This window comes from Ferruginibacter sp. (genome assembly GCF_028288465.1).
In the GTDB taxonomy this organism is placed as follows: domain Bacteria; phylum Bacteroidota; class Bacteroidia; order Chitinophagales; family Chitinophagaceae; genus Ferruginibacter.
The window spans coordinates 31,463-57,357 of the sequence record NZ_JAQBNR010000043.1; the positions used below are offsets into that span (position 1 = coordinate 31,463).

Here is a 25,895-nt window from a genome sequence, read left to right on the forward strand (position 1 = left end):
TTGTTATTTTTTATGCTGTTTGAAGGGACGACAAAGCTGTCGTTGAATTATTTGCGGTGATTTTTTCAAATGCCTGTTCGAGATCGGCGATCAGATCTTCTGCTTCTTCCAGGCCCACGCTTAAACGGATAAGACTATCGCTTACACCGTTGGCCCGGCGGATGGCTGCTGGAATACTTTTATGCGTCATGTTTGCGGGGTGGCTGATCAGGCTTTTGATGCCACCCAAACTTTCTGCCAGCAAAAAATATTTTGTGCTTGTCACGAATGCTATTGCTGCGGCTTCTGTATCTTCTTTTAAAGAAAAAGAAATAATACCACCAAAACCTTTGGATTGTTTTTTTGCAATATCATGATTGTGATGTGTTGCAAGACCGGGGTAATAAATTTTGTCTACCAGCGGATGTGTTGCAAGCCAGTTGGCTACCTCACCTGCATTGATGCAATGTTGTTTTACCCGCAGGTGCAGGGTTTCAATACCCCGTATCAGTAACCAGCTATCAAATGGAGAAAGAATAGCACCGCAGGCATTCTGCAGAAATTTTATTTTTTCACCAACTGCTGCGTCTTTACAAATTACGAGGCCTGCGATTAAATCACTGTGCCCGCCCAGGTATTTGGTAGCGGAATGAACCACTATGTCAGCACCTAAGGTAATGGGTTGCTGCAGTGCCGGAGAGGCAAAGGTACTATCCACACAAAGCAGGCAGTTGCTGGCTCTGGCGATTTTTGCGATGGCTTCAATATCGCTGATTTTCAATGTTGGGTTGGTAGGTGTTTCCAACCAGATGAGTTTTGTATTGGGTGTGATGGCATTGAAAACGTTGGTGGCATCCGTAGTATCAACATAGGTTATTTTGATACCAAATTTTTCATACACCTGTGTAAACAAACGAAAGGCGCCGCCGTAAATATCATCTACGGCCACGATTTCATCGCCTGTTTTTAATAATTTGATTACTGCGTCAATAGCTGCCAGTCCGCTGCTGAAAGCGGCTGCTGTACTACCTTTTTCCAGTTTGGCGATGATGCCTTCTAAAGCTGCCCTTGTTGGGTTGTTGCTTCTTGCATAATCGTAGCCCTTGTTTACGCCGGGCGCTTCCTGCACAAAAGTGCTGGTTTGATAAATGGGTACACTGATGGCGCCTGTAAGCGGATCAACCGGGATGCTGTGTAAAAATTCTGTTGCGTTGCTCATGATAAAAATTTTTAGTTCCGGGTTTTATTTAAACCGGAAGTGAATAATAATTTCTTTCATGCCTGTCAAGAAGATTGAAATATACCGGGTAAGTTTTTTTATTTCCCTTGTGTAAGGGGCAACAAAAAAGCTCACCCGATAAATCAGATGAGCTTTTAATATTTTGTGCAGATATTTTGAGCTGAGGATCTGACTTATCTGTCCCGATAACCATCGGGGTGGAATTGGCACCTTTTCTTTTATTTCCAGGGGAGATAAAAGAGAGGTTGTCAAGGCTTCACAGGGCCATAACCCTCTGCCTTTCTTGATAAGCGATAACTAAAGAACTGGTGCAAAGGTATAGCCACGAAGTTTAAAATTCCAAATAAAAATTTTAATAAATTGTTAAGGGGTCTTTAAAAGGGTTACCAGTATTACATTACGGGCGAATATATTTTTTATCCCCAGTTTTCAAATTCTTTTTTCATAGCAGAATGGGTAAAAGATTTTTATCTTGTCGGCGGGATAAAATCAACCGGCCCGATATGTACAATATTCAGCAGACTTTACAGCAATATTTTGGCTATAATTCCTTTCGCCACAACCAGGAAGAAATTATTGAAAACGTGCTGGCGAAAAAAGATAGTATCGTTTTGATGCCGACAGGAGGGGGGAAATCTTTGTGTTACCAGGTACCTGCTTTGGTGCTGGACGGGGTGACTATTGTTGTGTCGCCATTAATTGCTTTGATGAAAGACCAGGTAGATGCGTTAAAATTAAATGGTGTTGCAGCGGCTTTTCTAAACTCTTCCCAATCTTCTTCAGAACAGGCTACTATCATTCAGCAGTTAAAAAATAACCGGCTGAAATTATTGTATGTAGCGCCGGAACGTTTACTGGGACAAAACAACTTACTCAATTATTTAAAAGACATTAATGTGTCACTCTTTGCAATTGACGAAGCACATTGCATCAGCCACTGGGGACACGATTTTCGGCCGGAATATTTGGTGCTGGGGCAACTGAAAAAACAGTTTCCTGCTGTGCCTATTATTGCCTTAACCGCCACAGCCGATTCGCTGACAAAAAAGGATATCATTCAAAAGCTGGAAGTAACTGATTATACAGTGTATGAAAATTCCTTTAACCGCCCCAACATCAGTTACTATGTAAAGCAAAAGCGCAATTATTTTGATCAGCTCACTGATTTTTTAGCGGAGCATAAAGAGGACAGCGGTATCATTTATTGCCTCAGCCGCAGCTCAGTTGATAAGCTGGCAGAAGATTTACGGGAAGAAGGATATGCAGCAGCAGCCTATCATGCAGGACTTGATAAAAGTTTAAAGGAGCAAAACCAGGATTTGTTTTTGAAAGATGATATAAAAATTATTGTGGCTACCATCGCCTTTGGTATGGGCATCAATAAAAGCAATGTGCGCTTTGTGGTGCATGTTGATTTGCCAAAAAATATTGAAGGCTATTACCAGGAAACCGGCAGGGCAGGAAGGGATGGATTGCCGAGTGAAGCCATTTTATTTTACAGTGCCGCAGATGTATTTAAACTGAAGAATTTCGCAAGGGTAGAAGGCAATGAAGCGCAAAGTAAAGTAATGCTGAAAAAGCTGGACCAGATGGCCGCTTTTTGTGAAACAAGACAATGCCGCCGTAAGTTTTTATTAAATTATTTTGATGAGCCGGCGGCCAACTTTTGCGGCAGTTGTGATGTGTGTTTAAGCCAGGAAGAAAAAGCAGATGCCACCATTGAAGCGCAAAAATTGTTGAGTGCGGTTACAAGATTGCAGGAGCGGTTCGGCATTAATTACGTGATTGATTTTTTGCGTGGAAGCAGTACTACAAAACATGAGCACCAGGGAATTAAAACATTTGGCATTGGAAAAGATATCACCAAAGACCAATGGAAAATGTATGTAAGAGATATGCTGCAACTGGGATATTTACGGCAAAGTGATACGGAATACCCCGTATTGCAATTGACTGAATTGAGTAAACAGATATTGAAAGGAGAGCTGAAAGTGATGCTGGTAAAATCTGTTACGGTAAATAAAGAGCTTGTGCAAAAAAATGCGGCGCCGGAGTCAGTGAATGCTGATTTATTTAAGACTTTGAAAACTATCCGCCTCGGGCTTGCCAAAGAAGAAAATGTAGCGGCCTTCCAAGTATTTAGTGATGCCACGCTGGTTGAATTGGCAACTTACCTTCCGCTCACCAAACCAGCGCTGGCAAAGATTTCCGGCTTTGGTGCTATTAAACTGGAGAAGTATGGCAGCTATTTTTTAGATGCCATTATTGACTATTGCAGGGAAAATAATCTTACCACAAAAATAGATTCCAAGCAACCCAAACGGCAACGTAAAAGCTCCTCAGTTGAAAAGACCAATGATACCAAAAAACAAAGTCTGCAACTTTTTCAAATGGGCAGGTCAGTGGATGAAATCGCTTTCGAAAGAGGACTGTCAACCGGCACGGTAGAAGGTCACCTGGCGCATTTTATTTTTTCCGGTGAACTGAAGATCAATGAAATGGTAAGTGCAGAAAAACTACAAATTATCAGCAAAGCCATTGAAGAAAACAACAACAGCCTGGCTATAGCACCCATCAAACAAAAGCTGGGAGATGGTTATAGTTACGGAGAAATTACTGCTGTAATGAATTATTTGCGGCGGATGAGTGAGGCCTGATTAATCCTGTAAATTTTTCTTCATCCATTCGCCCTGCGAAGCGGCCGTTTGTTCAACCAATACTTTTGCAGCAATTTTATTTTGTCCTTTAATGATCGATTCTGTTACATAGGAATGTTCAATGGATTCGTTTTCTTTAAAACCCAGTAGCTTAATCAATGGAACCATTTTATCGCTGCCGAAATGTTTAAACAACGGCTCATCCATAGCGCTGTAAACGCGGATATTTGTTCGCTGCCAATCTTTTACCAAATCCAGTTCTTTCGCATTTAATGGGTAATGTTCTAAAAATACCGGCTGGTAATTTTGCAGCTGCGACTGATTCCAGTTTGCTGCAAGAATTAATCTTTTTGTGTCGATATTATACTGATTAAAAAACTTTTTATAAATGGCGGCCGTTTCCTGAAACCAGGCAATAAAAATACAATTGGCATTGGTGGTAGCCAGTTGCAGGCAGGCTACAATTTTACCTGTTGAGTTGAGATAGACTTTGTCTTTAAATATGGCTTCGGATACGTTGCCTTCTTTTTTACCGAAAAGGTTTGATAGCATTGGCTGATTGTTATGCCGCAAATTAATAAAACAATAAGGGAGTCAACTAAACCCTCGCCTTTTTGTTTTGTATCTTTGCAACTCAGTAAAATAATACATGGCGAAAGTAAAAAAAGGGCTCTCAGAAGATATCATCCCCAACGAATTTATTGAAGTGTTTGGTGCCAGGGAGCACAACCTCAAGGACATCGATATAAAAATTCCCAAAAATCAATTGGTGGTGTTTACAGGCGTTAGTGGCAGTGGTAAATCATCACTTGCCTTTGATACTATTTACAACGAAGGTCAGCGCCGTTATATGGAAAGTTTCAGCGCTTATGCAAGGCAGTTTGTAGGCGATATGGAGCGTCCGGATGTGGATAAGATCACTGGACTTTCTCCCGTAATTTCAATTGAGCAAAAAACGACCAATAAAAATCCACGAAGCACTGTAGGCACCATCACAGAGATCTATGATTTCCTGCGCTTGTTATACGCAAGGGTGGGCGAAGCTTACAGCTACAACACTGGGAAAAAAATGGTGAAGTTTAGTGAAGAAGAAATCGTAAGTAACATCTTTGCAAAATTTAAAAATAAAAAGATCAGTCTGCTTGCGCCATTGGTGCGTGGGCGTAAGGGCCATTACAGGGAGTTGTTTGAAGATATTCGCAAGAAGGGATATTTAAAGGTTCGCATAGATGGCGAAGTAAAAGACCTGGTGGCAAAAATGCAAATCGACCGGTATAAAATTCACGATATAGAAGTGGTGGTTGACCGGCTGGCTGTAACGGATGACATGAAGGTAAGGCTGAGCCAGAGCGTGCAAAAGACTTTGCAGGTAGGTAAAGACCTGATGTTTTTATTGATCAATGATGACAATAAAACGGTGCAGTACAGCAAGCAGTTAATGTGCGAAGAAACCGGTATCAGTTATGAAGAACCCAGCCCCAATGCCTTTTCTTTTAATAGCCCGTATGGTGCCTGCCCTACCTGTAAGGGCCTGGGAACGGTTTATACAATTGATATGGATGAAGTGCTGCCTGACAAAACAAAAAGTGTAAAAGATGGAGCCATCGTACCATTGGGTGAAGAGCGGGATGCCAGTGTGTTTCAGCAGGTGCTGGTATTTGCCAGGAAATATAAGATCAATTTAGATAAACCGCTGAAGGACCTTCCGCCGGAGCAATTAAATTTGCTGCTTTATGGCGACCAGCAAATTAATCCTGCGCTGGAGCTTGACCTGAGTGATGAAACTGTTCCTTTGGAATATACCGGCAGTTACGAAGGCATTATACCGATGCTGAAAAGATGGTTCGCATCGCCTAATAGTGGAGAAGCGTTGCGGGATTGGGTGGAAAAATTTATGCAGCTGAAAGAATGCGGCACCTGTAACGGCAGCAGGCTAAGAAAAGAAAGTCTTTGGTTTAAAGTAGACGAAAAGAACATCGCCGAACTGAGCAATATGAATTTGGATAAGCTGGCTACTTGGTTCGCCAGCATTGAAAAAAGGCTGAGCAATAAACAAAATGCCATTGCCAAAGATGTGCTGAAAGAGATAAGGGAAAGATTACAGTTTTTACTGGACGTTGGATTAACCTACCTTACCTTGTACCGTCCTTCAAAAACACTGAGCGGTGGCGAAAGTCAGCGCATAAGGCTGGCAACGCAGATTGGAAGCCAGTTACAGGGCATAACGTACATTTTGGATGAACCGAGTATTGGTTTGCATCAGCGGGATAATCAGCGGCTGATTTCAGCATTGCAGAACTTGCGTGATATTGGCAACAGTGTGCTGGTGGTAGAGCATGACAAGGACATTATGCTCGCAAGTGATTACCTGGTGGATATTGGCCCCAAGGCGGGTACGCATGGCGGTGAAATTGTTGCCATGGGAACACCGGATGAAGTGTTATTATCCAAATCAGAAACAGCCAAATATTTAAGCGGCGAAAAAAGTATTGAGATTCCAAAAGAAAGAAGAAAGGGCAACGGCAAGTTTATAGAATTGACAGGAGTAAAAGGAAACAATTTAAAAAATGTTTCGGTAACGTTTCCGCTGGGGAAACTGATTGTGGTTACCGGTGTAAGCGGTAGTGGAAAGTCGACCCTGATCAATGAAACCTTGTATCCTCTGCTGAACAAATATTGCTATAATTCCAAGGCCAATCCGCTTGAGTACAAGTCCATTAAAGGTTTGGAACATATTGATAAAGTAATTGAAATTGATCAAAGTCCGATAGGCCGTACACCAAGAAGTAATCCTGCTACCTATTGCGGATTTTTTACTGATATAAGGACCCTGTTTGCGACAGTGCCGGAAGCTAAAATCCGTGGCTATACAGCGGGGCGTTTTTCATTTAACGTCAAGAGCGGACGTTGTGAAGTGTGTGAAGGCGGTGGCATGCGGGTGATAGAAATGAATTTTTTACCGGATGTATATGTGCATTGCGAAAAATGCAATGGCAAGCGGTACAACAGGGAAACACTGGAAATAAGATACAAGGGAAAATCAATTAGTGATGTGCTGGATATGACGGTGGATGAAGCAGTAGAATTTTTCCAGGCGGTGCCTTTTATCTACCGAAAAATAAAAGTGCTGAAGGAAGTTGGATTGGGCTATATAACGCTTGGCCAGAGCGCTGTAACCCTTAGTGGTGGCGAAGCACAACGGGTAAAGTTATCAACCGAACTGGGTAAAAAAGATACCGGAAAAACATTTTATATTTTAGATGAACCTACTACAGGTTTACATTTTCAGGATATACAGCATTTGCTGGAAGTGATAAATAAATTGGTTGACAGGGGTAATAGTGTGCTGGTAATTGAGCATAATATGGATGTGATAAAAGTGGCCGATCACATCATTGATATTGGCCCTGAAGGTGGAGATGGTGGCGGACTGGTGTTATTTGAAGGTGTTCCGGAAGACCTGGTAAAAGTAAAAGAAAGTTTTACCGGAAAGTTTCTAAAAGCAGAATTGAAAAAATGACAAAGGATAATCAGGAAATTAGAATTGTGGTTTCAGGGGTAAGCATTTGCACGCATATGCAGAAGCTACTGGTCATTTCCGTTTTATCTCTTTGCCATTTAGTTCATTATTGATCATTAGAGGGTAAGCATTATTTTACTGACACATGCAGAACGTCCCCGCCGGCATACGTAAATTCTTTCTTAATAATAAATTAGCTGATTAACCTCCTTTTGATTTGTTGTATAGCATCACCAGCATAAAACAGGTCACCAAAACAATCATCTTAAAAATAAGGGGATTGGAATGTAAATTGTTTTTCATATTTAATTGGTCTATTTTTTTAATTTCTATTTTAAAATCTTGCAGGGCACCTTGTATGCGCCACGGCATTGGCATCATCGCCACTACCGCCACCGATTCTTATTCCGACTTTAAATAATAATGAAAAGTAGGCATCATAATTTTTTGGATTACCCCGCTGAAAACCTGGATCTGTCCTTGTAAGAACGCCAGTTGATTTATCTGAAATCGCGGTAGCAATATTGGCATCCGCCGCCGATAAATATTTATTAAATAAGTGGTAGTCAATATAAGTTGTACTTACGTCATCGATATAGTCTGTAAAGGTTTTTCTGTATAATAACTCCCCGCTTAAATTGATATTGTCTGTCAGCAAGTATTTCAAGCCTCCACCTACCGGTATGTTCACCTGGGTAAGTTTGTAATTTTTCCTTTCAGGATATTCGGCAAAGCCTTCTCCTTCGGTATGCAGCGGTTGTAAATAATGCCAGGTTTTGTTGCCGTTTTGATCAGTGAGTGATCCCTGGGGATTAAAATGAAAAAGACCCGCCCCGCCAAAAACATAGGGCCTTACTTTGGGTTCATAATCTTCTTCACCCCGGTGTAAATACATTAGTGGAAAAAATTCGATTGCGCCATATGCTTCCCATACATCACTTCTGAAATCAAGATTGCGGCCTTTTCGGAATGATTCAGGTCTTCCATTGGTAGCAATGATCTTATCTTCTCCCGCAAGGTAGGTGTATTGAGCAGCCAACCTAAAACCGAGCCATTCGTTTGGAGAAACACTTATAAAGGCGCCCTTCATCAATTTTGTTAGCGGAATATTTAAATCTTTCACGAAAGTAGTTCCATAGCCACGATGGCCTCCCAGATCGCCAAGGAAAAATGTGGGGCCAAAGTTTAAGCCAATTTCTACCCGGTTACCCAGCAGTAATGATTGAGCGTAGGTTGGCCTTGTGAATATTGCAGTAAGACAAATCGTTATAAAAAACCTGTAAATAAAATAGTGTAGACGATTTTTCATGCCTTGCCGGATTTTTGGATATTGGTGTTGGATACGCGTTTAAATAGTTACATAAACTATAAAAAAATGCATCTGATGAGTAAAACGCCAGCCTGCTTTAATTATTGTACCGGTACACTTGTAAGAAAAGTTATTGTGGAAAACTCAGCAAGTGCTGCTATTTAGCCCGGGAAGTGGTATAAACAATCAGTTTATATAAACGAAAAGTGACAATGCAGGTGGGAAGGTTAATCTTGAATGCGTCCCTTCAGGATCTGGCAGGAAAATGCTGCGAGCTTGCATTACTTATTAGCATCAGCCATTTTAAACTGCATTAATGCAGCGATAGATTTGGCGCGTGTTTTAGCAAGGGCTGCTATTTTGCCCTCGAACAAATCATCAACAGCAGTACAAAACAACAATACCCATTTAGCAAAATGGGCCTTTTGCAATGGCATTTTTTTGTTCAGTACATAATGTACTTCCATTGCATTTTTTGTGTACACGGGATTATCCAATAAGATGGATTCCCAAAAATCCACAATCAATGGGATGTGATGTTCCCAGTTAATTTTTACTACATCGGTAAAAATAAATCCAATGGTATCATCTGTTTTTACCTGCTCATAAAATGCTGCTACAAGTTGCTCAATGTCTTCCCGTGAGGTGATATCTTTTTTAGTACCCATATTTAGTTTTCCATCTTTCTTTTAAAAACTTTCTTATTTCTTCTTCACGGGGATTTTTTTGCGGAACATAAAACGGTGTGCCTTTTAGTTTATCAGGTAAGTATTCCTGCAAGATAAAATTATCCTGGAATTGATGAGCATATTGATATTCTTTACCATAATTCATTTCTTTCATCAACCTGGTAGGTGCATTTCGTAAATGAAGTGGTACCGGAAGATCGCCGGTTTGTGCAACTACTGTCAAAGCGCCGCTGATAGCAGCATATGCAGCATTGCTTTTGGCGCTGCCCGCTAAATAAGTAGCGCATTGCGACAGAATAATCCGGCTTTCAGGATAACCAATCATACTCACTGCCTGGAAAGTACTTGTTGCCAGCAACAAGGCATTTGGATTGGCATTGCCAATATCTTCACTCGCAAATATCACCATGCGGCGTGCAATAAATTTTACATCTTCACCGCCTTCAATCATTCTTGCCAGCCAATAAACTGCGCCATTGGGATCGCTGCCCCGCATACTTTTTATAAATGCAGAAATAATGTCGTAGTGCTGTTCGCCTTTTTTATCATACAATGCAATTCGTTGCTGGGCAATTTCCATTACAACCTCATCTGTAATTACAGCATTATTATCCAGCACGTCAGTTACCAATTCCAGCAGGTTCAGCAGTTTACGGGCATCACCGCCGCTGATGGTAAGCAAGGCTTCTGTTTCTTTTAGATCAATATTTTTTTTGCTTAATACGGCATCTTTTTTCAGCACGTCTTTCAACAGGCCAATCAGTTCATTTTTGTCAAGCGCTTTTAAAACATACACCTGGCAGCGGCTTAGCAAAGCGCTGTTTACCTCAAAGGAAGGATTTTCTGTTGTAGCACCAATCAGCCTTATGACGCCTTTTTCCACAGCCCCCAGCAATGCGTCCTGCTGGCCTTTATTAAAACGGTGAATTTCATCAATAAAAAGAATAGCGCCGGGTTTTGTTTTAGCGTCTTCAATTACTTCCCTCACTTCTTTAACACCGGAGGAAATAGCGCTGAGTGTATAAAAGGGAACTTTTAAAGTGTGGGCGATGATGTTGGCAATGGTAGTTTTACCAACGCCGGGCGGGCCCCATAAAATCATAGAAGGAAGCTTGCCCTGCTCGATGGCCGTACGTAAAATACTTCCTTTGCCAGTAAGGTGTTGCTGACCTGCCAGTTCATCCAAATTTTGCGGCCGCATTCTTTCTGCTAACGGAGCTACACTCATACCATAAAGGTAAATCGTTTTTTCAGCCTTCCTTCTTAATAAAGTTTGAAAATTTATTTTACTGCTGGCAGGGAATATTTTTAGACGCGTCAATAGTTCACCGTACACATTTTAACCAATGCGATCATAATGATGATTGCCGGCAAGTTAGGATTGTTCAATAAAAATAAATAGTACAAGTGTGCGACGCATATGAAGATTAATAGCAGCACAAAAGTCAGGACAAAAAATTACTGAAAGATATCTTATTGCAATAATGGCAAAATATCTCCGGCGCTTACTGGCTTTTGTACATCGTTCAATTCTATTACAACCAGGTAACCATCTGCGCCACCTGCTGCTTTTACTGCATCAGCTAATTTTTGCTGATCGCTTACAATGCGTTTTCCGTCTGCATTCCAGCGTTCTTTTGTGCACAGGCAACCAGCCGTGGGTGTATATGGATAATATTTTTGCCCTTTGTAAAATTCAGTATCAACAGCGGTTCCATGTGCAATAATTTCAGTCCGGCCAGCAGTACCGGCAAAATAACTTTCGTATAAAGGGCTATAGTTAACCAATGCCGGTGGCAGCAGTTTTTGATACCAGGCGGGTTTCCAGGCCGTATCAGTAATGCTGCTGTCTTTTAAAAAATGGCGGATAGAAGTTTCGCCGGGCATGGTGAGTTGCAGATTTTCAGTAGGGCCAATGAAGCTGCTGCGGCTTTTATCAAAGCCATGCATCCGGTAAATGCCTTGTGGCGTATTACCATTGGTTAAATAGTACGGCATGTTACTAAGGCTTCTTGCCAGTTGTGGCAGCGTGAAAATTTGTCCGCTGGAGTCAGTTACAAAATTGCCCGCTGTATCTTTTATAACAAGCATGCCGGTGTAATCCCTGTTTTTTCGTTGAATACTATACACAACTGTATTGCCTTTTAAATACCCTTGTTTAAACAACGGCTTAAAAGATGAAGCAACTATTTTTTTTGTTTGATAAGTATCTTCCAGCCGTTTATGCAAATGCATCGCCACCATAAAATTTTCATCCTGGCTTAGCTGGTTCATTCTTTGGGCTACCATTTTGGTAACATAATTTTTGTTGGTTGCAGATGTATCGGCAATCAATAAATACTCAGCGCACATGGCGATTATTTTGCCGTTGGCAGTGGTTCTGAATAATTCATTTACCTGTTTGCCATAGGTTGTCTGACCGGTTGCATACAGTAGTTCAATATAGCTTCTTTGAAATTCCGAACTTCGTTTCAGAAGACTGTCGGCGGCTGTTTTCAATTTAAAATTGGTCCAGGGTTGCTGATAATAAATCAATTCCATGGCACTAAACGCGTCTTCCCAATTTTCTTCTGTACTGTCATTTAACGGCAGCGATAAATTTTTACTGATGGAGTTTTTAACAAGGTTGTTATAAAATTTTGCCCGGTTTTGTTCTGTGGTAAATTTTGAATAGACTGCGGAATCTGTTTGTGCAAACCCACTACAACACAACAGTAGTAGTATTATAAACCAGTAAATTTTTTTCATGAGATAAAGTGAATGACGATGTTGCGCTACGACCTGTAGCAAAATTAAATGCTTTGTCACAAAACATTGGTTTCAATAAATGCCTGTAATTTATTGAAGGCATCAAACATGGTAGCGTTATCCCAAAAGCCGATATGGGCCGCACCCGGGTAAAAAACATATTGATTGGTAACGCCTGCACTCACCAGTTTTGTTTGTACTTCTGTTGCCTGTGATACACTAACCAAAGGATCTGCACCCCCGTAAAAAAGGATGGTCGGCGGCGATGTACTGGTAATAAAATTGACCGGGCTGGAAGTGGCGTATAACAAAGAATCCTGCGTAGGTGTATTGCCAACGGCCTGCGCTAATGCCAGCGAAATAATTGAGTTACCACCTGCAGGATGATTGTACATTTCAAATAAATCAGCCGGTCCGGAAAATGAAGCAACCACTTTTGGCTTTACCGGTGAAGTATATTTAAAGCCCTGCAACATAGCCAAATGAGCGCCGGCGCTTACACCAACCAACGCATACTTATCAGAAATTAAATATTCAGCGGATTTACTGTAAATAAAATCCAGCGCCGCTTTTACGTCGTTTTCCTGCGCAGGAAAAACATTGTTTGGATAGGCTGACAAACGATAATTGATATTGAAAATAGCATATGCCGGCAATCTTCTTTTCAGCGAATCGATGTAACCGGTCAGATCTTTTTTGTCGCCGCTCGTCCACGAACCGCCATGTATGGTTACTATCACTTTTGTGGTTAAGGCGGTTCTGTCAGCCGGCAGAAATATATCCATTTTTTGCAACGGATCAGTACCATAAGCAATATTGGTTTGATTGACTGCTGCAACGGTGTTTGCCGTAGATGTATCTTTTTTACAGGAAGCCAGTGCAAGGAAAAAAAGTATAACAGAACTGTACTTGAAAAATGTCATGCTGATAAATATTAACCAGAAAGTTAGCCACAAAATTGTTAAGGAAAAATTATACCGAAATGTATGGGCATTAAAAAAGCTGTCAGCAGACTGACAGCTTTTTATTTCTTTATCAGTTTTTATTTTAAATTCAACTTTATCTGCAACTCATCAAACTGCTTTTCATCAATAGTGCTTGGCGCATCCAGCATCACATCCCGGCCACTGTTATTTTTTGGAAAAGCAATAAAATCACGGATGCTTTCACTGCCGCCAAGAATAGCACATAAGCGATCGAAACCAAATGCCAGGCCGCCATGAGGCGGTGCGCCATATTCAAAGGCGCCCAATAAAAAGCCAAATTTGTGGTGTTGTTCTGCTTCATCCATGCCCAGCGCTGCAAACATTTTTTCCTGCAAAGCCCGTTGAAAAATACGGATGCTTCCGCCACCAATTTCATTGCCATTTAATACCATGTCATACGCATTGGCTTTAATTCCTGCATAAGGATGTTCCAGGTATTTGGAGGCATCTTCAATCACCGGGTTGTTGTTGATCATAACGTCAATATGATCCGGTTTGGGTGAAGTAAACGGATGATGCCTTGCCACCCACCGGTTATCATCTTCAGCATATTCAAATAACGGAAAATCCAGTACCCACAATAATTTAAATTCATCTGTTTTACGCATGCCCAGTTTATCGGCCATGTACATGCGCAGGTCGCTGGCGGCTTTCCTGGTGCGTTCTTCTGCGCCCGCCAGTATTAAAATTAAATCGCCTGCTTTTGCATTGGCCGCATCTGCAATGGCTTTTAATTTTTCGGGACTATAAAATTTATCTACGCTGCTCTTGTAAGTACCATCGGCATTGCATTTAATAAATACCAATCCCTTCATGCCTATTTGCGGACGTTTTACCCACTCCGTCAGTTCATCCGTTTGCTTGCGTGTGTATTCGCTGCAGCCGGGTATGGCAATAGCCAAAACTGTTTCGGCATCGTCAAATACACCAAAGCCAACGCCACCGATCAATGCAGCCTGGGAAGCTTTTGACGGAAAAGTATGCTGCGGAAATTTGAGGTTGGCTATTTTTATTTCAAAACGAATGTCTGGTTTATCATTGCCATAATTCCACATCGCTTCTTCCCAGGTCATACGTTCAACCACATCAGTATAATCTATATTTTTTACGTCTTTAAAAATGCGCTTTACCAGGCCTTCAAACATGTTTAAAATATCTTCCTGCTCCACAAAACTCATCTCACAATCTATCTGTGTAAACTCAGGCTGGCGGTCAGCTCTAAGATCCTCATCCCTGAAACATTTTACAATCTGGTAGTAACGGTCGTAACCACTCACCATCAGTAATTGTTTAAACGTTTGCGGACTTTGTGGCAAAGCATAAAACTGGCCGGGGGTCATCCTGCTTGGCACCACAAAATCCCTCGCACCTTCCGGAGTAGATTTTATCAGGAAGGGTGTTTCAATATCCATGAAATTATTTTCATGCAGGTAATTGCGGGTGCTTCGGCCAACCGCATAGCGCAGTTCCAGGTTTTTCTTCACCATGTTTCTGCGCAAATCCAAAAAACGGTATTTCATCCGCAGTTCATCGCCGCCATCTGTATCATCCTGTATAGAAAATGGAGGTACGGCCGATTTATTTAAAATGGTAAACTCGCTCACTGCAATTTCAATTTCCCCTGTTGGAATGTTTGCATTTTTATTGCTGCGTTCATTCACAGTTCCTTTCACCTGTAAAACAAACTCACGCCCCAGTGGATTAGCGTCCAGCTGTGCATTCAGGTTTTCGGCAAACAACAATTGTGTAATACCATACCGGTCGCGGAGATCAACAAAAGTAATGCTGCCAAACTTGCGGATGGTTTGCACCCAGCCACTGAGGGTAATTTCTTTTTTTACATCGGTAATTCTTAATTCACCGCAGGTATGCGATCTGTACATATGTTTTTTTTTAGTCCGTATTGCTGAAACAAAACCGGGCGTTAATTTTATTTTGGAACCAGCAGTTGAGCCCTGGTGAAGCTGCATGGGCGACGCTCCGTTCAGGTATGGTACTGCTATAAGGCTTTTATCAAGCGGCTGCAAATATACAAATAGAAAGTGTAGAGGTAAATGATTTTAGCGCAGGGGGGTTGTTTTGTGGGAATGTCCATATTAAGTACAAGCGATGCATTGGAATAGTTTCATCTTTTTGGAGTAAAACTAAGGGGGGCAAATGTTTACATCGTTTCCATTACCATTGGATGTTTTGGCTTCCACCATAGATAATAATAGGCCAAAATTATTAAACCTATCATAAAAGGAATAATTGCTAAATGTTTGTAGGTAAATTCTCCAAATAGTGGATTGCCGTCAAAGTGTAAAAATTCGCTGATCATCCAGTAGGAGTTGGCGGTAATCCAAACAACAATAGCCACATTGTGACATACTTCACTCATGAATTGCCTTGTACGGAAGGCGATCACAATAGCAATGATGAGGGTGGGGAAAATCATGGCAATACCCAGCGGCTTCCAGATCATGCACCAGCTGATATCTTTCAAAAGCCAGAATACAATGTGCAGATTTTCCATTTTACGATATTTTATCGGAATGGAGTACACTTCGTTGCTCATGCAGTAGTTAATTGTTGAAATGCGAATATATATCATTCACAATACAGGTATGCCGGGTGTTGCCTGCCTGCACCAAATTTATTGACCACAAGATTTCGGGAGAGAGATAGTTCCATAAAAAAAGCCTGCCGAATGATATTCAACAGGCTTTTAAATGATATGATTAAAAGTAAAAATTATTTTACTGCAGAAAGCGCATTCACTTTTCTGGCCAGCTTGCTTTTTAAATTAGCAGCCTTATTCTTATGAATGGTACCGCGTTTTGCCAGTTTATCAATCATGGCGGTAACAGATGGTAATTTTTCTGCGGCTCCTTCTTTATTATCTATTGCCCTGATATCACGTATTGCATTACGCGTTGTTTTACCGTAATAACGGTTACGCTCATTGCGTTTGGTGCTTTGACGGACATCTTTTTTGGTTGCTGCGTGATTTGCCATTTTTAAATCTATTTTTGGGCTGCAAAGATAAGGGTATATAATAAGAAACAAACAATATAACGGTAGTAATTTTCAAAAATGCGCTTACATGCTGAAAATCAACTTGTTTTATTTGAAAAAATCGGTTTCCTATATGACTTGACTTCATACAATCCCGTACTGAATTGGCGTATTTTCATGCCATATCCGTTTCACTAACGAGTTTAATTTTTTATTGGCACTGTTTCTGTCAAATTAAAAGCCTGAAACAATTCATGTTTTATGAGACCTGCCAAAAGTATTTAAAGATGCTTTTTAAGGGCAATGTTTATAACAATTTTAATTAAAATGCGTTTACTATCTGTTTATAAAAACCGATATTTGCAGACACAATTTGCAGCGATAAAATAAATAATTTTCTAATTTACCATGAAGGATTTTCAATACATCACGAATGCCCATCCCGCCTACATCGAAAATTTATACAATGACTTTATAAAAAATCCGGAAAGTGTTGATGCAGAGATGCGCAACTTTTTTGAAGGCTTTGATTTTGCCGTAAGTAACTACAATGGCAATGGTAACGGAAAGCCTGCAGCAACAAATGGGGTAACAGCAGATAAAGCGCAGACAGATACGGTTCAGCTGGACAAGGAATTTAATGTATACCAGTTAATTTTAGCCTATCGGCGAAAAGGTCATTTAATAGCCAGCACCAATCCCATTCGAGAGAGAAAGGATCGGAAGGCTAACCTGGGGCTGGAAAATTTTGGCTTCTCTGAAGCAGACCTGTCAACAGAATTTGAATCTGGAAGATTTGTAGGCCTGGGTAAAACGTCCCTTAAAAATATTGTTAGCCATTTACAACGATGCTATACAACACACGTAGGTGTTGAGTTCAGTGCCATTAACAGCCGGAGGAAAAGGGACTGGATTATTAACGCGGTTGAGCATACTATGCTGGAGCCCTTATCTCTGGAGCAAAAGAAGAGGATATTACAGAAATTGAATGAGGGGGTAATGTTTGAAAAATTCCTTCATACTAAATACATCGGTCAAAAAAGATTTTCGCTGGAAGGAGGTGAAACAACCATTGCGGCACTGGATGCCATCATTAATACTGCATCTGCCAACAATGTGCAGGAAGTGGTGATCGGTATGGCCCACCGCGGCAGGTTGAATATCCTGGCCAACATTATGGGCAAAACCTATGAAAATATTTTTAATGAATTTGAAGGCACGGCAACACCTGATACAACCATGGGGTCTGGGGACGTAAAGTATCACCTTGGCTATAGCAGTGAAGTAGAAACCGATCTGGGGAATAAAATCAATTTAAAACTTTGTCCCAACCCGTCGCATCTTGAAGCGGTGGACCCTGTTGTAGTGGGCTTTGCCAGGAGTAAAGCAGATGTATTGTACAACAGTGATTTTGATAAAATATTACCGATATTAATTCATGGAGATGCATCCGTTGCAGGGCAGGGTGTGGTATATGAAGTGTTGCAGATGTGCAACCTGAAGGGATATTATACAGGGGGAACCATTCACTTTGTAATCAATAACCAGATAGGCTTCACTACAGATTTTGAGGACGCACGCAGTTCGGATTATTGTACTTCTATTGCCGCAATGGTAAAAGCGCCGGTATTACACGTAAATGGCGATGACCCGGAAATGGTGGTAAAGGCAGTACAAATTGCAACTAAATACAGGCAGGAATTTAACAGTGATATTTTCGTGGATATGGTTTGCTACCGCAAGCATGGTCACAACGAAGGCGACGAACCGAAGTTTACGCAACCTCAGTTATATGCGTTAATTGATAAGCACCTTAATCCAAGGGAAGTATACACCCAGTACCTGATACAAAATGGCGAGGCGGACGCCCAGGAACTGGCTAAGGAAATGGAGAAAAAGTTTTTGGCAGACCTGCAGGAAAGACTGGATGAGGTAAAACAACATCCATTGCCTTATACTTTCCAAAAACCCGAACTGTGGTGGAAAAGTTTACGCAAAGCCACGCCGTTGGATTTTGAAACGTCCCCGGTAACCGCTATCAGCGAAACCAATTTTAAATTATTGTTTGATGGGTTAATGAAATGGCCTGCAGATTTTAAACCCTTGCGCAAAGTAGAGAAGCTGCTGCAGGATAAAATAAAATTGTACAACGATGAGCATAAAGTAGACTGGGCTACAGCAGAACTGATGGCCTACGGCAGTTTATTAATTGAAGGCAAGGATGTGCGTATGAGTGGTCAGGATGTTCAACGGGGAACTTTTAGTCACCGGCATGCCATTTTGAGAGATGAAAATAATAACAATGAATATAGCCGACTGGATCATTTCACAGAAATGCAGGCACCTTTCCGCATTTATAATTCATTACTGAGTGAATATGCGGTGCTGGGTTTTGAATATGGTTATTCTATGGCCAACCCAAATGCACTGGTAATTTGGGAGGCGCAGTTTGGCGACTTCTGTAATGGCGCACAGACTATGATTGACCAGTTTATTGTTGCAGCTGAAACCAAGTGGCAACGTATGAATGGCGTGGTAATGCTGCTGCCGCATGGCTATGAAGGACAGGGACCAGAACACAGCAGCGCCAGGATGGAACGTTTTTTACAAATGTGTGCCGAATTGAATATAGTAATCACCAATATTACTACAGCCGCCAATTTTTTCCACGCCTTGCGCAGGCAGCTTTGCTGGTCGTTCAGAAAGCCTTTAATTAATTTTTCGCCCAAGGCAAATCTTCGTCATCCAGGCAGCTACAGTTCAGCCAGTGATTTTACTAATGGAAAATTTAAAGAGGTGATAGACGATGTGTTTGTAAACGATGCCGCTGAAGTAAAAAAAGTATTATTCTGTTCAGGTAAAATATATTTTGACCTTGCTGAAAGGCAGCAGAAAGAGAACCGTAAAGATGTGGCCATTGTGCGACTGGAACAAATTTACCCCACACCACAAAAACAGCTGGATGAATTATATAGCAAATACAGCAAAGCCATCTGGCATTGGGTGCAGGAAGAGCCGCTGAACATGGGTGCTGCCAGCTTTTTGCGCATGAATTTAAAGAACATTAATTTCTTTATCATCAGCAGGGTACAAAGCGCATCAACTGCTACAGGTTATGCTAAAATTCATGCTAAGGAACAGGCTGAAATAATTGATACAGCGTTCAGTATTTAATTATCTCTAAAAACAGAATTCAAAACCGGCTTATTGCCGGTTTTTTTATCCTGAAACTAAAGCAGTTCTAGAAGGATTAATTTAAATGGCTGCTGTTTTTTTATTGACAAGATTAACCGAAATTCGCACAACATTAAATAATAACAATGGCAATAGAAATAAAGGTACCTTCTGTAGGAGAAAGTATAACGGAAGTTACGCTCGTTAAGTGGCTAAAAAAAGACGGTGAATATGTGGACAGGGATGAAGTAATTGCTGAACTGGAAAGTGAAAAAGCCACTTTTGAAATCAATGCGGAACAGGCTGGTGTGTTAAAAACAATTGCGGTGGAAGGAGATACATTGAAGATCGGTGATATAGCCTGCAGTATCGATACGGAAGCAGCCAAACCTGAAGGAAAAGCAGCGCCGGCTGCGGTTGTGGCAGAACCAATAAAAGCAGCTGCAACAGAGCCTGTAGCAGCACCTAAAGCAATTGAAGCAGATGTAAAAGCAACGCCGGTAGCAGCGGCTATCATAGCGGATAAAAAAGTAGACGTTAAAACTGTGGTTCCCAGCGGCAGCAATGGCCGCATTGTAAAACAGGATGTGCTTGAAGCCATCAATAATCCCGGCAGAAAGCCTGGCGTTGAGTTGTTTGGCCGGGAGAAGCGTACAGAAAAAATGAGCAACCTGCGCAAAACAATCAGCCGCAGACTGGTGGAAGCTAAAAATACCACCGCGATGCTCACCACTTTTAATGAAGTGGATATGAGTGCCATCATGGACATAAGGGCAAAAAATAAAGATAAATTTAAAGAAAGCCATGGAGTAAATCTTGGCTTTATGAGTTTTTTTACTAAAGCCTGTTGCTTTGCATTACAGGAATGGCCTGCAGTAAATGCCATGATAGACGGGGAAGGTATTCAGTACCATAATTATTGCGATATCTCAATTGCTGTGTCTGCTCCAAAAGGCCTGGTGGTACCCGTTATAAGGAATGCCGAAAGTTTGAGCATGGCTGAAATAGAAAAGAAGGTAGTGGAACTGGCAACAAAAGCGAAAGAGAATAAGTTAACAATTGAAGAAATGAGCGGAGGTACTTTCACCATTACCAATGGTGGAGTTTTCGGATCTTTAATGAGCACTCCAATCATCAATATTCCACAAAGCGCTATTTTGGGAATGCATAAAATACAGGACAGGCCTATGGCGATCAACGGGCAGGTAGTAATAAAACCCATGATGTACCTGGCTTTGAGCTACGATCACCGTATCATAGATGGGCGGGAATCGGTAAGTTTTTTGGTACGGGTAAAAGAACTGCTCGAAAATCCTGCCTTGCTTTTATTCGGAAAAGATCCTGTGAAAAGTTTACTTGAACTATAAATATTTTACATTTTATTAGCACGGCTGGTTTTGCCAGCCGTGTATATTTTGTATATTATGAGCCGTTTTCACTCCTATATAAACACAACAATAAAATTGGTTGAGTTGTATAAAGGCGATCAGCCTTTTGCCATTTTCATCAAATCTTTTTTTAGCAAAGAAAAAAAGTACGGTTCAAAAGACCGTAAACATATTGCTTCACTTTGTTACAATTACTTCCGCCTTGGTTTTGCCATGCGCAATTGTTCAGCGGAACAAAAAATAAAACTGGCTTTTTTTTTATGTGAAAAAGAATCCACTGATTTTGCTGAAAAAATAATTCCTGAATGGCATGACAAAATAAGTTGGCCATTAGAAAAAAAGCTGGCACTGGTAAAAGATCAGTTTTTGATAGCTGACATTTTCCCTTTTGGTTCGGAATTGAGTGATGGTATCACTGTTGAAAAATACTGCCTGTCAATGCTGGTACAGCCACTTCTTTTTTTGCGTATTCGTCCACAATGCAAAGTCACTACCACAAAAAAACTGGAAAAATCTAAACTCGATTACCAGTTGATTGGTACCGCGTGTATTCAGCTTCCGGCTGCTGTGAATGTGGATGATTTTTTTATTATTGATAAAGAAGTGGTGGTGCAGGATTACAATTCGCAGCGGGTGTTAAATTATTTGCAGGTGAATGAAGACGGGTTATTGGGAAGCACAGTCGGCAATAAGGGAATCATTACCTGGGACTGCTGTGCTGCCAGCGGCGGTAAGTCAATTCTGTTATTGGATACATTAAAACATAAACTAGATCTTACTATTTCAGATATCCGTCCGGGAATTGTAATGAACCTCCATCAGCGGTTTAAAAAAGCCGGTATTAAGCAATACAATTATTTTATTGCAGATGTGGGCGATACCAATTTTTCACCACCCGCCAGGGATTATGAACTGATCATTTGCGATGCACCCTGTACGGGAAGCGGCACCTGGAGCAGAACGCCGGAACAATTGTCTTTTTTTGATTTAGACGATCTCAAAAAATACAGCGGCATACAAAAAAGAATTGCAGGCAATGTGGTGCCGCATCTTAAAAAAGGGGGCATATTTATTTACATAACCTGTTCCGTATTCAGGGAAGAGAACGAAGCCGTTGCTGGTTTTATACAAGATACACTGCATTTAGATTTACTGCACCAGGAAATACTGGAAGGCTTCGGTAGAAGAGCTGATAGCATGTTTGTAGCCGTATTTAAAAACGAGGCGGATTAGGGTACAATTACTTTTTTTGTAATGACTTTTTTATCATTGATAAGAACGGTGACAAAATACACTCCCCGGCTCAATTGCTTTACAGGTATAGAAAAAATTTTCGTTCCACTTACAGGCTGTTTCACCAGGCTGTACACTTTTTGCCCGCTGCCATTATATAGTTCTATTGAGGTATTGACAGCAGTATTTCTTGTTACAGAAATAAAAATATTTTCAACTGCAGGGTTGGGATTGATGCTTATTTTTTCTATAAGATTTACTGTATTACAATTGGGGGTATAATTCACAGAGGCCGAATCCAGGTAAAAGCTGGTGTCGGAAGCAATGGTCATTTTGAAACGATATTCTATTGCCAGACTGTTTTTTATAGCGCTCAAATCATCGGTATAACTGAAGGTTTTTTTTGTAAAGTCGATGTTACTGGTTTTTAAAGTTGAAAGTGTTGTGTAGGATGTTTCGCCCGGCAGTTTTCTTTCTATATCCACAAACATATCCGCAGCCGTTTTAATATCCAGTTGCAACTTAATATCGCAATTGCTACCTGGCGTAATTTGTTGAGCGTATAATTTTTTTATCAGCATCACAAACGCATTTTTTACATCTGGAACACCATAACCGGTGCGATCGTTGGGCGTAGTAAATTTATCTGCCGAGCGCCCGAGCGCATCAATAATCTGCATATTGCTTACTTCCGGAAAAGCCTGCCACAAACAGGTTGTAATACCAGCCATGATAGGGCAGGCAAACGATGTTCCGGAGCCATAAGCCGGGTTACCACTGTTAGCGTCAGCTATTACCGCACGAACGCCCACTGCAGCAACAGTGGGTTTTACCTGGCCGTCACTGGAAGGGCCATAACTGCTGAAGCCTGCAACCTGCCTGCTTGTATCAACTGCCCCTACAGCCAGCACACTATCAGCATCCGCAGGAGTGGTAACGTAATGCCAGTTGCTTGCACCTTCGTTGCCCGCAGCAGCAACCATTAAGATTCCTTTTTTTGCGGCAAGGTCTGCCGCTCTGGCAATTGTAGTGGTATTGCCGTCCATGTTAGCATAGTTGTAATTAAAAATGGGATTATCAAAAGTGCTGTAGCCCAACGAAACAGAAAATACATCTGCTCCTAAACTATCCGCCCGTTCTGCCGCCGAAACCCAGTTATGTTCTTCTACCGGATATTCGCTGCTGATGTCTTCTGTACGATATAGATAGAAAGATGTTTTTGGCGCCGTACCTACAAATACACCAGGCATATTGGCAGCAATGGTACTTAAGCAATTCATGCCATGCGCAAAGTCTTCGTTTACACTTGCATTACCTGCGACAAAATCCCATGTTTCCAATACCTGGTTGTTGTTGCGAATGCTATCAAATGTAGGTAAGCTTTGATAATGATAAAACCCGGCATCCATAATCGCCATTTGCATTCCTTCGCCCCTGAAGCCATGATTGTGTAAGAATTCAGCATTGTGTAAATGCACCTGAGGGTAAGCAACGCCATAATTGTAAAAACCGGCCGGACTTTGAGGTCTGCTGGTTACATCAGCAGGTATAGCTGCTGCTACACTATCCGGTTGTTTATCACGATGTAAACTCAAAAATCTTGCTGCAACCGGGCTGGTGTTTTTTACAAAAGAAAAAGCATTGATTTTGTTTAAAGCCCCATTATCACTGGTTTGTATACACACCTGGTTAAACCATTTACTTACGCTGAGAATGGTTACAGTGCCGGATAAACGGATGCTGTCTATATAGGCAGGCGTAACAGGTACATCTGTTTCATCTATACTGATATTGTATCTAGTCCTTCTGTCAATAGCCCGTCGGGTTAAAAACTGTGACGGATTGCTGGTTGAAAACGAAGAGCCGTTTTTATCTTTTAACTGAATAACGTAACGGGAAAACTGGGCGAAACTATCGGTGTGGAATGCAATTAAAGCGACGTAAAAAAAAAGCGGTAGTTTCTTCATTTGTACTTTGATTAACCTGCTGATCAGGTATCAAATTTAAAAAGAATTATTGAAAGCGGTGGGCCGCTAATTGTGGTCAATCATGGTGAGTGTAATACCATAACCTAATTTATAGGCAGCTACACCGGGTCTTGCGGGCTGGTACTCCTGGTGAAGAAAGCGGTGATATATTAAACCAATGCCTTTACCATAATTGGATACGCTGAAATCTGTTTCAGTTAAAACTGCAGGGTCATTGGGATTACCAATTACCTGGTCTGTTTCAAATACTTTTAAAGTACTGTCAACTGTTAAAGAGCCAAGCTGCAATGGTGCATTCAGGCTGTCATATGCATAATCCCATCCGTCATAATAATTGTAATCTGAGTAAGAGGAGTTGGCATCGATGTAAGAATTTCCACGCCAGGTAAAACCATTTTGAATGGGCATTTTTAATTTGATAAAGCGAAAATTATTTTCCACAAATTCATATGAATCACCTGTATTGATAGCAAAAAAAGTATTGTCCGCAATCCATTCGTCAGTAGATTTTTTTCTTATAAAGCGCCTGATGCTAAACCCTTTTCTGCCAAGGTTATCGGTTACAGTATCCTGCACCAAATGTTTTACCTGGTAAGTCATCACTGTATCATTGGGAGTAATATTGTCGGCCAGTATAAGGGAGTCCAGCTGGTAAGTAATGTATTTGCCTATTTCCAGCGGAGCGTAATCACTAATGCTGTCTGTTTTGAACTCTTCGGTTTTTTTGCAGGCGCTGCAAATGATGGCGAGTGCCAAACCGGCTAATAAAATATTTTTTTTCATAAAACAGATAGGTTATTAATCAGACCCTGATTTTATGTAAAAGGCTGCTCCGCCCGTTGAATGATGCCGCCGCCAACTACATCGTCGTTTTCATAAAAAACAGCACTTTGCCCGGGAGTAATACCTTTTACGTATTCACTAAAACGAACAGTTACCCCGTTTTGGTATGTGTGGAGGGTGCTATTTGCGCCTTTATCTTTATATCTTATTTTAGTTATTAATTCCATGCCTTCCGTTACCCCTTCGTACTTGATCCAGTTAATTTTCGCCACCTGCATTTCATTGCCTTTTAAATCATCTTCTTCGCCCAGCACAATCGTATTGGTATCGGGATCGATGGCTGTTACGAAGGCGGGTTTGCCAAGCGCAATATCAAGACCTTTTCTTTGCCCGATGGTATAAAAAGGATAACCTTTGTGTTGTCCTAAAATATTACCGGCTTTATCCGTAAAATTCCCACCCGCAACTCTTTCCTCCAGCCCTGCTACATTGCGTTTTAAAAAGCCCCGGTAATCATTGTCGGGCACAAAACAAATTTCATAGCTTTCTGCCTTCCTGGCCAGTTCGGGATAGCCAAAATCATGCGCCATCTGCCGGATAGCCGTTTTATGATAAGTGCCCAGGGGTAGCAGGGTACGGCTCAGGAGGTCCTGCTGAAGACCCCATAAAACATAACTCTGGTCCTTGGTTTCGTCAATACCCTTGCGGATAAAATAACGTCCATTGGTGTGCTGGTGAATCTGGGCGTAATGGCCGGTAGCAATAAATTCGCATCCAAGCGCATCGGCTCTTTTTAAAAGCGCCCGCCATTTAATATGTGTATTGCACATTACGCATGGATTGGGAGTGCGTCCTGCGATGTATTCTTCAACAAAATTATCAATCACAAAATCACCAAATTCTTCCCTTATGTCCAGTATAAAATGTGGAAAGCCGTGCTGTACTGCTGCCTGCCTTGCATCATTAAAACTATCCAGGTTACAGCATCCGGTTTCTTTTTTACCGGTAGTGCCCACACTCGTAGCGTAATCCCATGTTTTCATGGTAATACCCACCACTTCATACCCTTCCTTGTGCAGCATCAATGCAGCAACTGTGCTGTCAATTCCGCCACTCATGGCCATCAAAACTTTACCTTTTTTACTCATATCGAAATTCTTCGATGCAAAGATACAGATAGATAATCAAAATGATTTTCCAAACT

Annotated in this window: 18 protein-coding genes and 1 riboswitch; of the genes, 5 read left to right on the forward strand and 13 right to left on the reverse strand. The window is 41.2% G+C overall.

Features of this window, described 5'->3' with window-relative positions; translation table 11 throughout:
* Window positions 1-10 precede the first annotated feature (10 nt).
* Window positions 11-1,198 carry a PLP-dependent aspartate aminotransferase family protein gene (locus JWR61_RS16485; RefSeq protein ID WP_301928847.1) on the reverse strand — a complete coding sequence of 396 codons (1,188 nt, stop codon included), beginning with the start codon at window positions 1,196-1,198 and terminating at the stop codon, window positions 11-13.
* 191 nt (window positions 1,199-1,389) lie between these two features.
* Window positions 1,390-1,512, reverse strand: a riboswitch (SAM riboswitch).
* Window positions 1,513-1,722: 210 nt separating this feature from the next.
* Between JWR61_RS16485 and recQ the strand changes: the two genes are divergently transcribed.
* Window positions 1,723-3,876, forward strand: a complete 2,154-nt coding sequence (gene recQ, locus JWR61_RS16490; protein WP_301928848.1) for a DNA helicase RecQ — start codon at window positions 1,723-1,725, stop codon at window positions 3,874-3,876.
* Here the strand turns inward: recQ and JWR61_RS16495 are convergent, their stop codons facing one another.
* A complete protein-coding gene (locus JWR61_RS16495) occupies window positions 3,877-4,428 on the reverse strand; it encodes a hypothetical protein (RefSeq protein ID WP_301928849.1) in 552 nt (183 codons plus the stop codon). It lies immediately after the preceding gene.
* 97 nt (window positions 4,429-4,525) lie between these two features.
* Here JWR61_RS16495 and uvrA point away from each other — a divergent pair, with 97 nt between their 5' ends.
* Window positions 4,526-7,396 (forward strand): excinuclease ABC subunit UvrA, encoded by a 2,871-nt coding sequence (uvrA, locus tag JWR61_RS16500; protein WP_301928850.1) that lies wholly within the window; start codon window positions 4,526-4,528, stop codon window positions 7,394-7,396.
* A 334-nt stretch (window positions 7,397-7,730) separates the two neighbouring features.
* Here the strand turns inward: uvrA and JWR61_RS16505 are convergent, their stop codons facing one another.
* From JWR61_RS16505 to rpsT, 8 genes are all read right to left on the reverse strand, one after another.
* Window positions 7,731-8,705 carry a hypothetical protein gene (locus JWR61_RS16505; protein ID WP_301928851.1) on the reverse strand — a complete coding sequence of 325 codons (975 nt, stop codon included), beginning with the start codon at window positions 8,703-8,705 and terminating at the stop codon, window positions 7,731-7,733.
* A gap of 281 nt (window positions 8,706-8,986) precedes the next feature.
* A complete protein-coding gene (locus tag JWR61_RS16510) occupies window positions 8,987-9,373 on the reverse strand; it encodes a group III truncated hemoglobin (protein ID WP_301928852.1) in 387 nt (128 codons plus the stop codon).
* A complete protein-coding gene (locus JWR61_RS16515; RefSeq protein ID WP_301928853.1) occupies window positions 9,363-10,622 on the reverse strand; it encodes a replication-associated recombination protein A in 1,260 nt (419 codons plus the stop codon). Before JWR61_RS16515 ends, JWR61_RS16510 begins: the two co-directional genes overlap by 11 nt.
* 245 nt (window positions 10,623-10,867) lie before the next feature.
* Window positions 10,868-12,142 carry a hypothetical protein gene (locus tag JWR61_RS16520; protein WP_301928854.1) on the reverse strand — a complete coding sequence of 425 codons (1,275 nt, stop codon included), beginning with the start codon at window positions 12,140-12,142 and terminating at the stop codon, window positions 10,868-10,870.
* Window positions 12,143-12,198: 56 nt separating this feature from the next.
* Complete coding sequence (locus JWR61_RS16525; protein WP_301928855.1) at window positions 12,199-13,065, reverse strand: alpha/beta hydrolase; 867 nt, start codon at window positions 13,063-13,065, stop codon at window positions 12,199-12,201.
* Between the two features lie 119 nt (window positions 13,066-13,184).
* Complete coding sequence (gene aspS, locus JWR61_RS16530) at window positions 13,185-15,011, reverse strand: aspartate--tRNA ligase (protein ID WP_301928856.1); 1,827 nt, start codon at window positions 15,009-15,011, stop codon at window positions 13,185-13,187.
* A gap of 278 nt (window positions 15,012-15,289) precedes the next feature.
* Window positions 15,290-15,643 carry a hypothetical protein gene (locus tag JWR61_RS16535; RefSeq protein ID WP_301928857.1) on the reverse strand — a complete coding sequence of 118 codons (354 nt, stop codon included), beginning with the start codon at window positions 15,641-15,643 and terminating at the stop codon, window positions 15,290-15,292.
* A gap of 218 nt (window positions 15,644-15,861) precedes the next feature.
* Window positions 15,862-16,125 (reverse strand): 30S ribosomal protein S20, encoded by a 264-nt coding sequence (gene rpsT, locus JWR61_RS16540; protein WP_290335594.1) that lies wholly within the window; start codon window positions 16,123-16,125, stop codon window positions 15,862-15,864.
* A gap of 408 nt (window positions 16,126-16,533) precedes the next feature.
* Between rpsT and JWR61_RS16545 the strand changes: the two genes are divergently transcribed.
* The 3 genes from JWR61_RS16545 to JWR61_RS16555 all read left to right on the forward strand — a co-directional run bounded on the left by JWR61_RS16545 (window position 16,534) and on the right by JWR61_RS16555 (window position 21,920).
* Complete coding sequence (locus JWR61_RS16545; protein WP_301928858.1) at window positions 16,534-19,299, forward strand: 2-oxoglutarate dehydrogenase E1 component; 2,766 nt, start codon at window positions 16,534-16,536, stop codon at window positions 19,297-19,299.
* A 146-nt stretch (window positions 19,300-19,445) separates the two neighbouring features.
* Window positions 19,446-20,666: a 2-oxoglutarate dehydrogenase complex dihydrolipoyllysine-residue succinyltransferase gene (gene odhB / locus JWR61_RS16550; protein ID WP_301928859.1), complete on the forward strand. Its 1,221-nt coding sequence runs from the start codon at window positions 19,446-19,448 to the stop codon at window positions 20,664-20,666.
* Between the two features lie 57 nt (window positions 20,667-20,723).
* Window positions 20,724-21,920 carry an Fmu (Sun) domain-containing protein gene (locus tag JWR61_RS16555; protein ID WP_301928860.1) on the forward strand — a complete coding sequence of 399 codons (1,197 nt, stop codon included), beginning with the start codon at window positions 20,724-20,726 and terminating at the stop codon, window positions 21,918-21,920.
* Here the strand turns inward: JWR61_RS16555 and JWR61_RS16560 are convergent.
* The 3 genes from JWR61_RS16560 to mnmA form a co-directional block, all read right to left on the reverse strand.
* Window positions 21,917-23,887, reverse strand: coding sequence for a S8 family serine peptidase (locus tag JWR61_RS16560; RefSeq protein ID WP_301928861.1), 1,971 nt, complete (start codon window positions 23,885-23,887; stop codon window positions 21,917-21,919). The two genes, JWR61_RS16555 and JWR61_RS16560, sit on opposite strands and share 4 nt — an antisense overlap.
* Before the next feature lie 66 nt (window positions 23,888-23,953).
* The gene (locus JWR61_RS16565; protein WP_290335600.1) at window positions 23,954-24,691 is read right to left on the reverse strand and encodes a hypothetical protein; all 738 of its coding nucleotides are present in this window, start codon (window positions 24,689-24,691) and stop codon (window positions 23,954-23,956) included.
* Between the two features lie 32 nt (window positions 24,692-24,723).
* A complete protein-coding gene (gene mnmA / locus JWR61_RS16570) occupies window positions 24,724-25,839 on the reverse strand; it encodes a tRNA 2-thiouridine(34) synthase MnmA (RefSeq protein ID WP_301928862.1) in 1,116 nt (371 codons plus the stop codon).
* Window positions 25,840-25,895 lie beyond the last annotated feature (56 nt).

What these genes read in the sequence shown, in the direction of transcription:
- JWR61_RS16560 (WP_301928861.1), bottom strand. Translation starts at nt 23,887, where the DNA reads ATGAAGAAACTACCGCTTTTTTTTTACGTCGCTTTAATTGCATTCCAC.
- JWR61_RS16520 (WP_301928854.1), bottom strand. Translation starts at nt 12,142, where the DNA reads ATGAAAAAAATTTACTGGTTTATAATACTACTACTGTTGTGTTGTAGT.
- odhB (WP_301928859.1), top strand. Translation starts at nt 19,446, where the DNA reads ATGGCAATAGAAATAAAGGTACCTTCTGTAGGAGAAAGTATAACGGAA.
- JWR61_RS16510 (WP_301928852.1), bottom strand. Translation starts at nt 9,373, where the DNA reads ATGGGTACTAAAAAAGATATCACCTCACGGGAAGACATTGAGCAACTT.
- recQ (WP_301928848.1), top strand. Translation starts at nt 1,723, where the DNA reads ATGTACAATATTCAGCAGACTTTACAGCAATATTTTGGCTATAATTCC.
- rpsT (WP_290335594.1), bottom strand. Translation starts at nt 16,125, where the DNA reads ATGGCAAATCACGCAGCAACCAAAAAAGATGTCCGTCAAAGCACCAAA.
- JWR61_RS16555 (WP_301928860.1), top strand. Translation starts at nt 20,724, where the DNA reads ATGAGCCGTTTTCACTCCTATATAAACACAACAATAAAATTGGTTGAG.
- JWR61_RS16565 (WP_290335600.1), bottom strand. Translation starts at nt 24,691, where the DNA reads ATGAAAAAAAATATTTTATTAGCCGGTTTGGCACTCGCCATCATTTGC.
- JWR61_RS16495 (WP_301928849.1), bottom strand. Translation starts at nt 4,428, where the DNA reads ATGCTATCAAACCTTTTCGGTAAAAAAGAAGGCAACGTATCCGAAGCC.
- JWR61_RS16545 (WP_301928858.1), top strand. Translation starts at nt 16,534, where the DNA reads ATGAAGGATTTTCAATACATCACGAATGCCCATCCCGCCTACATCGAA.
- JWR61_RS16485 (WP_301928847.1), bottom strand. Translation starts at nt 1,198, where the DNA reads ATGAGCAACGCAACAGAATTTTTACACAGCATCCCGGTTGATCCGCTT.
- JWR61_RS16535 (WP_301928857.1), bottom strand. Translation starts at nt 15,643, where the DNA reads ATGGAAAATCTGCACATTGTATTCTGGCTTTTGAAAGATATCAGCTGG.
- JWR61_RS16525 (WP_301928855.1), bottom strand. Translation starts at nt 13,065, where the DNA reads ATGACATTTTTCAAGTACAGTTCTGTTATACTTTTTTTCCTTGCACTG.
- aspS (WP_301928856.1), bottom strand. Translation starts at nt 15,011, where the DNA reads ATGTACAGATCGCATACCTGCGGTGAATTAAGAATTACCGATGTAAAA.
- JWR61_RS16505 (WP_301928851.1), bottom strand. Translation starts at nt 8,705, where the DNA reads ATGAAAAATCGTCTACACTATTTTATTTACAGGTTTTTTATAACGATT.
- uvrA (WP_301928850.1), top strand. Translation starts at nt 4,526, where the DNA reads ATGGCGAAAGTAAAAAAAGGGCTCTCAGAAGATATCATCCCCAACGAA.
- JWR61_RS16515 (WP_301928853.1), bottom strand. Translation starts at nt 10,622, where the DNA reads ATGAGTGTAGCTCCGTTAGCAGAAAGAATGCGGCCGCAAAATTTGGAT.
- mnmA (WP_301928862.1), bottom strand. Translation starts at nt 25,839, where the DNA reads ATGAGTAAAAAAGGTAAAGTTTTGATGGCCATGAGTGGCGGAATTGAC.